At 30.9% G+C, this 15,034-nt stretch carries 17 protein-coding genes; 8 read left to right on the top strand and 9 right to left on the bottom strand.

Going from position 1 to position 15,034, the window contains the following annotated elements; translation table 11 throughout:
• Positions 1-55: 55 nt before the first annotated feature.
• The 7 genes from RT228_RS06770 to RT228_RS06740 form a co-directional block, all read right to left on the bottom strand.
• Positions 56-643, bottom strand: a complete 588-nt coding sequence (locus RT228_RS06770) for a hypothetical protein (RefSeq protein ID WP_006258942.1) — start codon at positions 641-643, stop codon at positions 56-58.
• Positions 644-730: 87 nt separating this feature from the next.
• The gene (locus RT228_RS06765; protein WP_313138530.1) at positions 731-1,297 is read right to left on the bottom strand and encodes a hypothetical protein; all 567 of its coding nucleotides are present in this window, start codon (positions 1,295-1,297) and stop codon (positions 731-733) included.
• Between the two features lie 84 nt (positions 1,298-1,381).
• Positions 1,382-2,671: a kynureninase gene (kynU, locus tag RT228_RS06760; RefSeq protein WP_313138529.1), complete on the bottom strand. Its 1,290-nt coding sequence runs from the start codon at positions 2,669-2,671 to the stop codon at positions 1,382-1,384.
• A gap of 120 nt (positions 2,672-2,791) precedes the next feature.
• Positions 2,792-3,748, bottom strand: coding sequence for a hypothetical protein (locus RT228_RS06755; RefSeq protein ID WP_006261146.1), 957 nt, complete (start codon positions 3,746-3,748; stop codon positions 2,792-2,794).
• Between the two features lie 32 nt (positions 3,749-3,780).
• Positions 3,781-4,785: a metal-dependent hydrolase gene (locus RT228_RS06750; RefSeq protein ID WP_006261145.1), complete on the bottom strand. Its 1,005-nt coding sequence runs from the start codon at positions 4,783-4,785 to the stop codon at positions 3,781-3,783.
• A gap of 149 nt (positions 4,786-4,934) precedes the next feature.
• Positions 4,935-5,414, bottom strand: coding sequence for an Lrp/AsnC family transcriptional regulator (locus tag RT228_RS06745; RefSeq protein ID WP_006258948.1), 480 nt, complete (start codon positions 5,412-5,414; stop codon positions 4,935-4,937).
• A gap of 88 nt (positions 5,415-5,502) precedes the next feature.
• Entirely contained in the window at positions 5,503-6,654 is a 1,152-nt protein-coding gene (locus RT228_RS06740; protein ID WP_071307647.1) for a M14 metallopeptidase family protein, read from the bottom strand.
• A gap of 304 nt (positions 6,655-6,958) precedes the next feature.
• On the opposite strand from RT228_RS06740, the gene RT228_RS06735 reads away from it, so the two are divergent.
• The 6 genes from RT228_RS06735 (at position 6,959) to RT228_RS06710 (ending at position 12,098) form a co-directional block, all read left to right on the top strand.
• Positions 6,959-7,471 carry a helix-turn-helix transcriptional regulator gene (locus RT228_RS06735; protein ID WP_313138528.1) on the top strand — a complete coding sequence of 171 codons (513 nt, stop codon included), beginning with the start codon at positions 6,959-6,961 and terminating at the stop codon, positions 7,469-7,471.
• A gap of 86 nt (positions 7,472-7,557) precedes the next feature.
• Positions 7,558-8,226, top strand: a complete 669-nt coding sequence (locus RT228_RS06730; protein WP_313138527.1) for a spermidine synthase — start codon at positions 7,558-7,560, stop codon at positions 8,224-8,226.
• 88 nt (positions 8,227-8,314) lie between these two features.
• On the top strand, positions 8,315-9,433 hold the full coding sequence (locus tag RT228_RS06725) for a GNAT family N-acetyltransferase (RefSeq protein WP_006258953.1): 1,119 nt from the start codon (positions 8,315-8,317) through the stop codon (positions 9,431-9,433).
• A gap of 803 nt (positions 9,434-10,236) precedes the next feature.
• Positions 10,237-10,680 (top strand): GNAT family N-acetyltransferase, encoded by a 444-nt coding sequence (locus RT228_RS06720; RefSeq protein WP_006263519.1) that lies wholly within the window; start codon positions 10,237-10,239, stop codon positions 10,678-10,680.
• Positions 10,681-10,684: 4 nt separating this feature from the next.
• Positions 10,685-11,764: an alanine racemase gene (locus tag RT228_RS06715; protein ID WP_006263518.1), complete on the top strand. Its 1,080-nt coding sequence runs from the start codon at positions 10,685-10,687 to the stop codon at positions 11,762-11,764.
• Between the two features lie 94 nt (positions 11,765-11,858).
• Positions 11,859-12,098, top strand: a complete 240-nt coding sequence (locus RT228_RS06710) for a twin-arginine translocase TatA/TatE family subunit (protein ID WP_006261141.1) — start codon at positions 11,859-11,861, stop codon at positions 12,096-12,098.
• A 53-nt stretch (positions 12,099-12,151) separates the two neighbouring features.
• Here RT228_RS06710 and RT228_RS06705 read toward each other — a convergent pair whose 3' ends face one another.
• Positions 12,152-12,835 (bottom strand): phosphoribosylaminoimidazolesuccinocarboxamide synthase, encoded by a 684-nt coding sequence (locus tag RT228_RS06705; protein ID WP_006258958.1) that lies wholly within the window; start codon positions 12,833-12,835, stop codon positions 12,152-12,154.
• Between the two features lie 160 nt (positions 12,836-12,995).
• Positions 12,996-13,733, bottom strand: coding sequence for an OmpA family protein (locus tag RT228_RS06700; protein ID WP_006261139.1), 738 nt, complete (start codon positions 13,731-13,733; stop codon positions 12,996-12,998).
• 409 nt (positions 13,734-14,142) lie between these two features.
• Between RT228_RS06700 and RT228_RS06695 the strand changes: the two genes are divergently transcribed.
• On the top strand, positions 14,143-14,388 hold the full coding sequence (locus tag RT228_RS06695; RefSeq protein WP_006263517.1) for a hypothetical protein: 246 nt from the start codon (positions 14,143-14,145) through the stop codon (positions 14,386-14,388).
• A gap of 154 nt (positions 14,389-14,542) precedes the next feature.
• A complete protein-coding gene (locus tag RT228_RS06690) occupies positions 14,543-14,968 on the top strand; it encodes a hypothetical protein (protein ID WP_313138526.1) in 426 nt (141 codons plus the stop codon).
• Positions 14,969-15,034 lie beyond the last annotated feature (66 nt).

Below are 15,034 nucleotides of genomic sequence, written 5' to 3'. Positions count from 1 at the left end.
GGTTCTTGTTCTCTTTATAAATTTAGATAATATTATCTATTGGATTTTATTTTACTCAATATTTATTTGCCTTCCAGTTTTTATCAAATTTTCTTTTCTCAAAAAAGATATTTCCTATACTTAGTTTTATTTTATCTCTTATGAAATGCCTTCTATATTCTGCTGGTTCAAAATGATAATCATCATACGCTAGACAAAAAGCAATAAGTAATTCTTGATTAACATCATTATTGGCAATCATAAAATAATTATCAGCATAACTAATACTTATTCTTTCCTTATCCCACCAAGCGATTTGTTTCCTGTTTTCAAAAATAGAGCACTTTAGTCCGCGATGAGCATAAATATCATATACCTTATAGTTATAATGACATTGATAGTGAGTTTTCCAATAAGAGAGCATTTCTAACCTCGCTGTATTCCCATGCTGATCTGTTAGAATATATTTTGCAGGCTTAAATAGACCTGTACCTTCTCCTCTTCTAATATTAAAAACAGGAATATCACTACTCGTCGAAAACAAATTAATATCTACAAAATCGCTATCTGCATTCTGCTCTGCGTAAAATCTCTTCTCTTTATTGATAAACCCTTTGTACTTAATCAAATGGTAATCTATCAATTGATCTACTTCTATAACCATTATTCATCTTTGTGTTTGACTCTATAAAACTAAAGATAAAAAGGCTCTCAACACTAGTGTTAAAGAGCCTTTTTATCCTAAAATGCTTTATTTATTTTTATTGTTAGGTTTCCACTGTTTATCAAAACTTCTGTTTTGAAAGATTAAGTTACCTAGATCATAATTAAACACACCTTTATCTTGAGATTTATAAGTATAGTTATCATAAGCTAAACAACAAGCAATCAGCACTTCTGCATTCACATCATCATCCGCTATAATTTGATAATTATCTCCATCAAACCAAGACACTGCCTGCTTATCCCACCATGCTACTTGCTTTCCATTTATAAAAACAGAACACTTGCGCCCTCGATGTGCATAGATATCATATACTTTATGTTGGTAAGTACATTGATAGTGAGTCTTCCAATAGGACTTCATCTCTAATATAGCTTCTCTTCCTTGACTATCAGTTAGTACATAGGTAGGGTACAACAGAAAGAACTTCTTTTTGAACTTAAAGGCTTGTTCATTGGTTGTTTCTGCAAACAAATTCACTTCTGCAAACAACTTAAAAAGCTTTTGCTTTCCATAATACATCTTTTCTCCATCAATAAATATGTCATAATGACTCCCAATAGAGATTTTATGTTGATTAATATCAATAATCATTCAGTAAACAATTTCTAATTCTATTGTAAAAGTAAAAAGAAAAGACGCTCCAAATACTATTGAAACGTCTTTCTTTATATTAAATTAAATAACTATTGCTCTTTGATTGCTAAAATTATTCCATTGCTGTTCTTGACCAATTACTTCTAATACTTCGATTAACTTATAGACTTCCTGATAAGAATTATACAATGCTATAGGAGCAAGACGAATAACATTAGGCTCTCTATAATCAGGAATAATATTATGATGTTTTAAGGCTAAACAAATTCTATAAGCTTCCTCATGGACTAATGCTATATGTCCTCCACGCTTATGGTCTTCTGTTTCATTATTATACGAATATCCATATGGTCTTAATCGAGTATCGATGAGATACATCATATAAGCTGTCAAATTTAATGACTTTGCTCTAATATGCTCCATTCCCGCTTCTTCATATATATTTAATACTCCTTCCAAAGGAGCCATCGAAAAAATATTAGGCGTCCCTGTCTGAAAAGCTGTTATATCAGAAGCTTGTTCGAACTCATGCTTTAGTTGGAATTGTGTTTCGTCTTTATTTCCAAACCAACCTGCAAGTCCCACTGATTTATTAAAATGTTTTTTATTGATATAAAGACCTGCTGTAGAACCAGGACCTGCTGATAGATACTTATAATTGCACCAGATAGCAAAATCTGGATTAATTAAGTCAAAATCATGTGCTAATGCTCCAATAGAGTGACATAAGTCAAAACCAATGTATATACCGCGTTTATGCGCTTCATTCGTTAGGCGTTGCATATCTAGGAGTTGAGCACTTCTGTACAAAACAGAAGGCAATAAAATCACTGCTACATCTGGGGTCATCGCCTCTATCACCGCGTCCTCATCAATGAACACTCCATCTCTACTCTCTACTACTTTTAAAACTTCTTCTACCTTCATCCCCTTTAATGCTATCTGACTATCTACAGCATATCTATCTGTCGGGAAGTTTAAATCATCTACGAGTATCTTATAACGTTCTTTAGTAGGTTTCCAGAATGTCGCTATAACCTGGTGTATATTAAGCGTTGTATTAGCTGTAATCATTACCTCATTCTCCTGTGCATTAATCAAACGACCTACTCTATTTCCTAGATTCTTACCATAGTTAAAGTAATGTCCACTCTCTACATTCCAAATTAGAATACCTTCTCTTTTCCATACCTCCATCACTTGTAACAAAGCTTGCTCTGCATCCTTAGACGCTAACCCTAGAGAATTACCATCCATATAGATCTTATTATCTGCTAAGGGGAAGAATCTTTCTCTAAATCTATATAATACATCTGCCTTATCAAGTGCTTTCGCTTGTTCTATGCCTGGTTTAAAATCTTTATTTGCCATTGATCTGTCGTTTTTTATTAGCTGTAAATAACAACTATAAAAGAAAAAGAGCTTTTCAATCTGTGTCTAATAGCGAAACAAAGAATAACATCTATGTCTATTCCCACAAAAAAAGAGCAATTACTTGCTCTTTATATTTTTTAAAACCTCTCTCTGCTTGTTTAGATAAGCTACTTTCTCGGGTTCTCCTGACAAACTAATCAAAGTAGAAGTCCGTTTTATCATGTTAATGCGATGTTCTTGTGCGTTATTAAATGCAGGATCAAATGATAAAATACTATTTGGACTACTTAGATGTACTACACTTGCTTCTAATCCATCAGATTTTAAATAGTTATGAGAAATATCTAATCCTAAATAAGACAGATAAAGCTCTATCTCTTTATTCTTATACTTCCCTGTACTTCCTATCAAGCTAAGTAGATCTATTACATCATTAAGCTCACTTTGTATTAGCGTTTTATCCTCTTCTGTTAATGTATTGATCTTATAAAAATACAAGATATCGTATACCAACATATTTAATATATCAGGCCCTAAGTACACAGTGAGTTTAAAGTCCTGCAAAGCTTGCCAATATCGTTGTTGAATTCTTTTGATAGCTGAGGTTATCTCAATTTTTTTAAACGCTGTCGGTATTAAAACCCCTTGGTTTAATTCTATTTTCATTAAACGCAACTTCATCAGGTTATCTGAAGCTAAATACAGAAGCTCTGGAAGTTCTTTACACACCATGTGAAGTGTATGTCTACTTTTTTGTTCAAACCCCTCTAAAACGTTTAATTCAGCCTCTATCATCCTGATGTAAACTTGTTCTAAAGTATCCTCCTTTAATACTCTTAAGTTACAAGTAATCTTATCTCCTCCTTCTCTAATAATTAAAGAAGTAAGATTAATGTTCATTGCTTTTGCTATCGTAACTACCTCTGTCAAGGTAAACTCCACTTCTCCTCTGATTCTTCTATAACAAGCCTCCTTACCTAGATGAATTAGCTCAGAGATAAAATCAACTAGCTTTACTCCCTCCGGCAGTTGTTCTGAAATAATATGAATAAAATGTTTTTGATAAGCTGACATAGGTAAAAGAATAATAAGTTTTTCTCATTTAGTTATACTCCTTGGAGTCTAAACCATAGCTTTTTCAATAATTTAAAACCATCTTTTCTCTCTTTTTTCACTTCTTCTACTTGTAGCTCTCCTTTATCATCTAAGTAGAATCTATAACTAAAAGCAAACTGCACTTCTTCTCCTTCATTTTTCAACAGACCAAAGCGCAAATCATTGAAATAGACTTCATCTTTCTTTTCAGAAAAAGTATAATATCCTTCGCTAATCTTTACTAAGCGTACAATTAGTGGGTGACTCTCTAAAGACTTTATAAGAGTGTGGTTTTTAGGAAACTCCTGAAAGGTAATAGGAGACTTATCAAAGAAAGAGTACTCTCCTATTAAAAAAGAATCTTTTGTTTCTACAATAGCATTCCAAAGGATAGTATTCATCACTGTAGGCTTTACAGACATTTCTGTGTACTTAATTCCTTGGCGATCTAATGCGTCAGTAAAACTGTAAAACGCGAATGCCTTTAGCATTAACGTTATAAATAGATAGAATGAGCTTACATAGAATCCCATTCTATTATAAAACATTCTTTTGTCTAAGTTTGACTTCTCCCGCATTGAGCGTATTAAGAAATAGGCAAAAGGTAAAGTATATAATGGATCTATCACAAAGATAGACTTGAATGCAAAAGAATAATCAAGAGGCCAAAACAGTCTAGTCCCCCATGTGGTAAACATATCTAAGAGGGCATGTGTAAAGAATCCCCAAAAGAAAAGCCAAAACCCCTCTTCATAGGTTACTTTATTCTTTTTCTCTATAAAATAGAGTAAATAACCGAACAATATAGCTCCAAAAAAAGCAAATAGAATAGAATGTGTGAACCCACGATGTACTTCTACAGCTGTGATAGGATCAGTAAAAAAACCAGACAAAATATCTAAATCAGGTATAGTACCTGCTATTGCTCCATAAAGAATTGCCCTATTGCCTATCTTACGACCTACAATAGCATTTCCAACCGCACCACCTAGTATGATTTGTGTTAATGAGTCCATGTTTTTTTTTCAAAAATACAAATAAAAAGAAAAGATGCCCTATAAACCTAATCACAGCTTGACATTTTTATAGTCTCTATCCCATATAAATACAAAAAAAGAGAGTATCTAGTAGATACTCTCTTTTATATGTGATATACATTCTAATCTTAAAGTTCTTTAAAGATCGTATGCATTAAACGTTTTTTATCATTGATGCTTTCTTCTAGAGAAATCATTGATTCAGTTCTGTAAACTCCTTCGATATCATCAATCATGTAAATAACTTCTTTTGCATGACGTGTGTTTTTCGCTCTAATTTTGCAGAACACGTTAAACTTACCTGTAGTTACGTGCGCTACAGTTACGAAAGGAATTTCATTAATACGCTCTAATACAAACTTAGTTTGTGACGTGTTATGTAAGAAGATTCCAATATATGCGATGAAAGCATATCCTAATTTTTCATAATCTAATGTTAAAGAAGAACCTTGGATAATTCCTGCATCTTCCATTTTCTTAACACGAACGTGAACAGTACCTGCAGAGATTAATAGTTTTTTTGCTATATCTGTAAAAGGAACTCTCGTATTGTCAATCAACATATCTAGGATTTGGTGATCGATTTCATCTAAACGAAATTTACTCATAAATCAATTATTTATCTTATTATAATCTATAATTCTGTACAATAATACTAAATAAAATTTGGATTTTCTGAAAAAAAAATAAATTTTATTATTTTTTTAATAAATAATTAACCTCTTCAGCCTTTAAATCAATAACCTCAGTTAATCTTTTATCTAGTACTTCATCAATATTTTCAATACTTTCTTTAAAAAAGAGATTTTCTTTTATACGATGATGGACAAATTTACTCTCTTTTTTAATAATATCAACAATTATAGGATAAAGTTTAACATTATCTTCTTCTAATTGCTCTAAATATTGGATTTTTACAATATAATCCTCGTCAGTTTCTTTAAGTTTGACAAATTCAATAGCTATATCATTGAAGTTTTTACTGTTTTCTGGAATACTAAAATAGGAATCTACTGTATTATTCTCATAATTTGAAGAAAATATCTCAGAAACTACCACTAGTAAGCTTCTAAATATAATCTTTCTGCTTTCTTCTCTTATATAATCCTCAGGATAATGTCCTGCTTCAAATAATATGGTTGGTATACCTAGTGATTGACAATAATCTCCAATACAATTTATATTAAACCCATCATCAAACCTTCCTACTTGTCCTGGAATTACCTTTTGAAGTTCTTTGTTCATTGACACGATTAATTTAATTGCTTTTAAGCGATTATCGTTAATCTCTCTTTCCATATTATAAGAAGGAGCTAAAAAAGAAACTGTAGCAGGTTTCCCAGTCTCTCCTACCCCAAATATTGTTCGCTGATCATGTAGGTTAAATGCATAGTCTGGTTTATACTCTTCTAATAAAGTTCTAAGCAATTTACTTTCTGGTTGACTAAGGTCAATAGAGTCTCTATTAAGGTCTACCTGATTTGCATTTACTCGAGTATAATAATGTGCTCCATCAGGGTTCAGAATAGGCACTATATAAAAGGTAAATTTAGCATACCATTCTTTAATGAAACTCTCTTTTTCTTGATGGAGTAAAAGAAGAAAATCTAATACTGCTTTTGTTGTTGTAGATTCATTTCCGTGCATCTGAGACCACATAAAAATACGCGTGCTACCAACACCCCATGTTATCGTTTTTATCGATCTTCCTTCTACTGATTTTCCTTTCTCCTCAACCTTGAAGTTTAGGTTTAAGTCATTTAAAAAATCAACAATCATGTCAGCTGTCACATATCTACCTGACACACATTTATTGGTATAGTTATCTACTAAAAAGTTATAGTTCATCCCTCTATTATTATATGATGTTACAAATGTAAATAACTTATCTTTTACATCTGTAAACAATTTAAAGTAACTCTTTGTTTACAAAAGTAACATACTTAAACTATAACTACCATCAGCAACACTTTAGAAGTTTACAAAATTAAACAATGTCAGCTACTTAATTATTTATCAGTACTTTATATATTATTACTTAAACATAAACTTTAGTGTTGTTTACAATTCTAAATATGTATACATTTGTAATATTATAAACAATATTACATTTGTAAACACTATAACTATTTACTTCTATAAACAAAATGCTATGGATAACTTTGTAAACAGACTTGAATTTATACTTCACAACTATGACTACTCTGCCTCTTCTTTTGCAGACAAAGTTGGTGTTCAAAGGTCAAGTTTATCTCACCTTTTGTCAGGTAGAAATAAACCTAGTTTAGACTTTATTTTAAAAATAAACGAAGCTTTTCCTGAGCTAAGTTTGGAATGGTTAATCAAAGGAACGGGTAACTATTTAGAGAAAGACAATACCACTACTATCACTAAAATTATCCAAACTCCTCCTTCTACTCCAATGACCACTCCTTACTCAACTGATCTTTTTTCGGCTGAAAAAGAAGAAGAATCAGCTCCAAGTTTTGTAGAGAAAAAAGAAGAAATAACAACGGACAAGAACATCTCTATTCACGACCAAAAAGAAGAAAATAGTACTGAAAATATTCTCCCTCATTTTACCTTAGGAACAGATAAAGGAGATATTGAACAAGTCGTTATTTTTTATAAAGACGGAACATTTAGTCAATTCAAACCACGCTAACCTTAACCTATTTCAAGTAATAAAAATTGTAACTTTAGGTATCTAATATTTGATTTATCTTTGAAGGAAAGTTGAGCTAGAAAAAAATGATAAAGAAAATCCTAAGTTATTTTACCCCAGTTATAGAAAAGAGAATTCCCTCAAAAGTTAGTCAACAATTAGAAGTAACTTGGATTGATGGACATCTAGTAGTAGATACTAAACACACCAACTACTCTTACGGTAATCTAGAAAAAGTACTAAAGAACGGTCTAAGCTTTATAGGTTTTGAGAAAATCAAAAAAATGAACAAGGTGCTTATCCTTGGTCTTGGAGCAGGTGGAGTTCTAAAGACATTAAGAGATGAAGTAAAATACCAGAGTGCTATTGATAGTGTTGAGCTAGATGAAGCTATTCTATTTATTGGTAAAAAGTACTTTGATATCGAAAAGTACAACACTAACCACGTTATTCACAACATAGATGCTTTTGAATTTGTCTTGCGTTCTAAAGAACAGTATGATCTAATCATCATAGATATCTTTCAAGATGCAAGAATGCCTGACTTCTTATTTGAACGTTATTTTGTTGAGAAGTTACAAGTATTATTAAACCCAAAAGGCTTCATATTATTTAACACCATAGTACTGACAAAAGAAGATGAGGCTCGTAATGAGCAATTTTATACTTTATTTCCTAAAGAAAGCTATTCTATTCGGTCTTATCCTAAACAACAAAAGTATAACGAACTCCTTACTATCAAGAAACTACTATAACAACTATACTTTTAATTAGACAAACCTTGTTTTTCTAATATCACAAATAAGTATCTTTGTAATCTTGAGTTTATAAAAACGAAACAAAATGATTGAAATTAGAGAAGCTAAAACGAATCAAGAAATTAAAGAATTCGTTAAGTTCCCTTTTAAACTATATAAAGACAATAAGTACTGGGTTCCTTCTATGATTAAAGAAGAAATCAAAAGTTTTGATAGAAACAACGATATCTTCAAAACTGTAGATGTTCACTTTTACCTAGCTTATAAAAACAATGAAATTGTAGGACGAGTTGCTTGCTGTATCAATTGGACAGAAGTAAAAGATTTACACAAGCCTAAAGTGCGCTTCGGATGGTTAGAAATGATTGATGATATTGAAGTGACAAAAGCTTTAATAGACACTGTTATCGCATTCGGTAAAAGCCAAAATATGGAATATATAGAAGGCCCTATGGGATTCTCTAATATGGATAAGGCAGGAATGCTTACTAAAGGGTTTGATTATATAGCAACCATGATAGGACTATACAACTTCGAGTATTATCCACAACATATGCAACAACTTGGTTTTAAACCTGAGGCTGAATGGATTGAATACAAACTCGATATCTCTAAATTTGATAAACCGAAAATAGACAAAATGTCTTCTCTTATAAAAACGAGATACAATGTAAAAGTACTAGAGTTCAAAACGATTAAAGAACTAATGCCTTATGTTGATGAGATGTTTGCTCTATTAAACAAGACTTATGCAGACTTACAAAGCTTTGTACCTATAGAGCCTTTTCAAGTAGAGCACTATAAAAAGAAATACCTACAGTTTATTCATCCAGACTACATCTCTTGTATTATGGATGAAAATAATAAAATGATTGCTTTTGCCATTACAATGCCCTCATTCTCAAGAGCGTTCCAAAAGGCTAATGGAAAACTCTTCCCTTTTGGTTTTTGGCATTTACTACAAGCAATTAAGAAAAACAGTCATGCAGAGTTCTATTTAATTGGTGTAGATCCTGAATATAGAAATAAAGGAGTAACTGCAATAATTTTTGAAGAGATATACAAGTGTTTTTCAAAACACAATATCACATTTGTCGAGACTAATCCTCTATTGGTTGAAAACAATAAAATTCAACAACTCTGGAAACAGCTAGATCCAGAGATTCACAAAGAACGCAAAACATATCGACTAGATATTCAATAAATGTACAAGGCTAATAGAACTCACTATTAGCCTTTTTTTAATCCGTATTTTGGGTTAAACCCGGATTAAAAGGCTTTACACTTTATTTTGAAGGGAAACCAATTTGTTAAAGCAGAAAGAGAAGTATAAATACATAAGTTTTGATTTCGTTAATTATGAATAAAATAATAGCGTTTTGCTTGCACTTCTTAGGGGATTCCTAGGAGTTTTCTTGGGCTTTCCTTGCCCAGAAGGTGCTTTTCTCGAAGAAAGGTGCAAGAAACCCTCAAGCAATCCCCTAGTAAGTCAGAATAAAACCACCTTTAGTTTATCACTAAATACGAATAAAAAACAGCATTTTTAAATCCGATATTTGAATATTTTATCATACCATTATTTATATTGCTGTTTGTTTTACTTCTTAGATAATTGTGATAAAGTTACTTATTAATCGCATTTGGGTTAATAGTAAGTATACTTTAGTTTTGTCTTTTTATCTCTCTTACTACACCATTACTAAACCCTTTATAATAAAGGTATTGCCCCTACTTTTATTTATAAAAACAAAGCGCAACTACAATCAATAAAAATTACTTTTTCTCATCAAATATCATTTAAACTTGTCAAAATATCATATTTTTTGTATTTTTACAAAAATCAAATTTATTTAATCAAGCTTATTTAGCTATTTTATTAAAAGAGATATTCCGTAGAAACACAATATTCGTTTCTATTTTTTTACTTTCAAATCAAAGGTTTTTACCTTTTCTATTTTGTCTTCATCTTTTCTGTAAAGCCTAAATAAGCATATAAACATTTTTTTTATGCTTTCAATTCATAAAATAGACAAACACACCTCTACAAACGAATCACAAATCAAAGAATATGTTGATTTTCTATACCTTCATTTAGAACAATATGGAGACGAGAAACAAGATATAGAAAAAGCAATTCACTACGCTCTTTCTTATGACAACAAACCAGGTGGATTTGTATTAGTTGCCAAAAATCCAAAACAAGAGATTGTTGGTATTACAGTCTTACTAGACACCTTAATGGGAGGATTTATCCCTGAACATATTCTTGTTTATATCGCGATAGACTCTAGTGTACGTGGTCAAGGTCTAGGAGGACAATTAATAGATAGATTAAAACAAGAGGCCCACGGTTCTATTGCACTACATGTAGATAAAGATAATCCTGCTCAAAACTTATATGAACGAAAAGGCTTTGAGAAAAAATACATAGAAATGAGATTAACAAAATAGGAAGATGGCTTATATAACATTAAATCAAAGTAAATTAAAACATAATTACAACAAGCTAGATGCTCTATTTCAGGAGAAAGGAATACACTGGGCTGTTGTAGGAAAATTACTTTGTGGTGATGAGACCTTCCTCAGAGAGGTTTTAGCATTAAACCCTCAACAAATATGTGATTCTAGAGTTTCTAACTTAAGAATGATCAAACAAATTGATCCTACAGTTGAAACCATTTATATTAAACCTGCCCCTAATGGTAGTATTGAAGAAATTATTGAGTACGCAGATATCAGTTTTAATACAGAACTAGAGACGATCAAACTTCTTTCTGAAGAAGCTAAACGTCAGAATACTGTACATAAAATTGTTATTATGGTAGAACTTGGCGAACTAAGAGAAGGTGTTCTAAGAGAAGAACTGATAGACTTCTACAGCCAAGTCTTTGAACTACCTAACATTGATATTATTGGACTAGGCACTAATCTTACCTGCATGTATGGCGTATTACCTAATAATGATAAACTAATACAGCTAACGCTATTTAGAGACCTACTGGAACTCAAATTTAAAAAGACAATCCCCTATCTATCTGGTGGTGCATCTGTAACGCTTCCTTTAATATTAAATGACACTATCCCTACAGCTATTAATCACTTTAGAATTGGAGAAACCTTATTTATGGGAACCAATGCCTATGACAATGTAGCTTATCCTGATTTTGAACAGAATATCTTTATGCTTCATGCAGAAATTATTGAGCTATATGAAAAGCCGATGATGCCTGAGGGAGAAATCGGATTGAAAATGACAGGAGAGAAAGTAGAGTTAGCACCAGAATGGGAAAATAGTGTGAATTATAGAGCGATTATAGACTTAGGGTTATTAGATATAGAAGAAGACCACATTACCCCTATCAATGCTAAGCAGCAATTCGTAGGATCTAGTTCTGATATGATGGTTATGGATCTAGGAGATAACCCAGAAAACTTAAAAGTGGGTGACACGATCTCATTTCATATGAGCTATATGGGGATTCTTAGAATTATGAATTCTAATTATGTTGATAAAAGAGTAATTGGTAGAGAGTAATTCCTTTATTCGCAAATTAAAATCATGTTAAAAAAAATTGATTAAGATTTCTCTTAATTACATTTGTTTTCCTCAATCAAAACATCTTTACAATATGGTTTCAACAATTATCCCATTAGGCGGAGTAGCTCCTTCTGAATTAATAGTTGTTGTTGCAATAGCTTTATTACTTTTTGGTGGAAAGAAAATTCCAGAATTAATGAAGGGACTTGGAACAGGAATTAAAGAATTCAAACAAGCTACAAGAGAAACAAATACAACTAATGCTATTGCAAATGAAAATATTCAAGAGCAAAAAAGCAATGTTGAATCGACAAATGAACCTATTAAATAAAGGTTTTAAGCAGAAAGAGGGATATTATAATAATATCCCTCTTTTATTTTCTCTTATTTTAAAAACTCTTTTTCTAAATCTAATGGAGCGATGTAGACATTATCCTTATACACTCTCATATTACCACCAGAAATCTCGTCTATTAAGATAATATCATTAGTAGCTTTATCTCTTCCAAACTCTAATTTGATATCATATAACTCTAAATTCTTAGTAGCTAATTCATCCTTTATAATTTGACAAATCTCTTTAGTACGAGATTTTAAAATTGCATATTCTTCTTTTGATAATATACCTAACATTTCTAATGCATCGTCAGAAATAGTTGGATCTGCTCTTTCATCATCTTTAATGGTTACTTCTACGAAGCTATCTAATGGTTGACCTTCTGTACAATAAGCCCCATATCTTCTAAAGAAACTTCCTACTGCTCTGTAACGACAGATTACTTCTAATCCTTTACCAAATGGTATCGCTTCTTTTACAACCATCGATACATCTTCTATATCAGCCGAAACATAATGTGTAGGAACATTCTTTTGTGCTAAAACTTCGAAGAAGTGTTTTGTCATTTTCAATCCACTCTTACCTGCTCCATCGATAGTTAAACCTACTGTATTTGCACCTGGATCGAATACACCATCTTCTCCTGTTACATCGTCTTTAAACTTTAAAAGAACTTGATTGTTTGATAGACTATATACATCTTTAGTCTTTCCTTGATACTTTAATGTCATTGTGTGTTAGTGTTGTTATTAAAGTTCAAAAATAAGACAAATGTCCCAACTCCAACGATTTTTCAGAAACTTTATTTATAGCAGCTATGTCTAAAACTAAACAGCATAAAAAAAGCTGGAAGTATTCATTACTTCCAGCTTTTATATTTATACTTATCCCTTAAATAAGGTCGAAATCACATCTTCTACTTTCTGATCCTCCACTTCTATAACTACCTTCTTTTGGAGGCACATTCTGATACACAGTTTCAACTAATTTTAATAATCTCGAAGGAGAAATTCCTTTCATGACCATATAATTAATAACTCTATCTGCTCGTCTATCAGCTAACCACTCATCATATTTAGCATTACCTCTCGTATCGAAATAAACGTGAACTCTCACTCTAGCCTCTGGATTATTATACATATAAGCTACTATCTCATCCACTGATGCTTTATTATCTGTATTCAAATAAGAACTATTAAAATCGTAATAAAAGGATGGCAATGTAGAGCTATCATAGTTTACGTTAGAAGTTTTAGTTGTATTATAATCGCCACTTGCTATTGTATTACCTCTATTTTGAGATTCACTTACTACACTTGTTAATCCAAAATTAGCAACTACACCATTATCCATTTGATTCAAAAGAACCTCTGCTTTACTATAATTCTTTGCAGCTGTAGATACCTTATGAATATCTGTCATCCTTTTAGGTTCGAAAACATAAGCTCCATCTGCAGAAGTATATACTGTAGCTATTCTATCTCCTGATGAATTAAAGAATGTTACTTCTCCTTCTCCTATCGGGTTATTTGTTTTTTTATCAAATACCTTACCCTCTATTTTCTGAGCAGATACAGAAATAAAACTAAATAAAGAAAGTCCTAAAGTTATTAATTGTAATTTTTTCATATCATTCTAGTATAGACTAATAAACATTATTATTCTCCTTACACAAAACTACACTTTATTTTATAATTTTTAACATTATAGTTGTTTTATTTAGAGCAATATGTTTTGTTTTTGCTTTTTACCTAACAATAAATAAATATACGAAACACAATTTCATTATTTATTCTAATTTAAATTAAAAAACTCAAATATTACACCATAGTTGTCACTTATTGTTAATTTACAAAGTCATTGTTATCGATTTCGCTTTCAAAAAAGAAACATTATTAGTAGTTATACTTCTAAATAATGAATTCAATAAAAAATCCCTTACAATCAATGAAAATAATATAAAAAAAACACCTTTTGCGAATTATTTTAATCATTTGTATAATTTTACAGCGATACAATATATTTAATTAAGAATCTAATGACAGCGGAAGAACTAAATATTATTGCAGAAAATGCTCTTAATGATCAATACAAAAAAATAATAAATCAACTAAAAGAATCTGCTATAAAAGGAAATAACTCATGTATTATAAAGAATTTACCGACTTCTATATCGAAAAAACTAAAAGAAAAAGGCTTTGTCATCATTCCTATATATAAATATAGGTACAATTACTTCCTCTTTAAAAAGAGGAGAATAAAATATTTTTTAATCCAGTTTTAACTTGTTTTATAGGTCACAGATTTTCACACCTTACTAACCTTTTACACATACCTTATCTTAAAACTGGAATAGTGTTTGTGCATTCATTATTAAACACATACAATTTTTAATAATGAGACTTTTACTTATTTTTTTTCTATATTCTTTTTACTGTTTGGGTCAGAATAAAAAGACTACAATCACTGCCTATCAAAAGAAAACTCTACAAGAAAAAAATATTGTTAGAATTATTAAAGATTCTTTAGGTAATGAATCTTATCAATTCCTAATCAAACCTAAAGCTCTTAAAGCTGAGATAGAAGAGTACTTTACTCCTCATTTTTCAAAGATTACTTCTCCTATACTAACTATCTTGAAGCATAATAATCTATACTATTTTATTTCTAATAGTAAGGATTATACTCTTATTTCTCTTGCTCATTTAGTTTCTATACCACGTGTAGAAGGTGAGTATCTTATATACGGTAGTAATAACTGTATTATACCTAATAATACCCCTAACTGCTATCCTTCTCCAGACGGAACCTCTTGTGTAGAAAAACAACCCTCATGTATAAAATTAATAAACAAGAAAAATTAAAAGCTTAGATTAAAGGACTACATTCTCTTTTATAAATAAAGAAACAAAATTCTCTTTTTCATTGTA

Origin of the sequence: Myroides sp., assembly GCF_032073645.1 — a bacterium.
GTDB lineage: Bacteria > Bacteroidota > Bacteroidia > Flavobacteriales > Flavobacteriaceae > Flavobacterium > Flavobacterium odoratimimum.
This window is presented reverse-complemented; position numbering and strand designations above follow the sequence as displayed.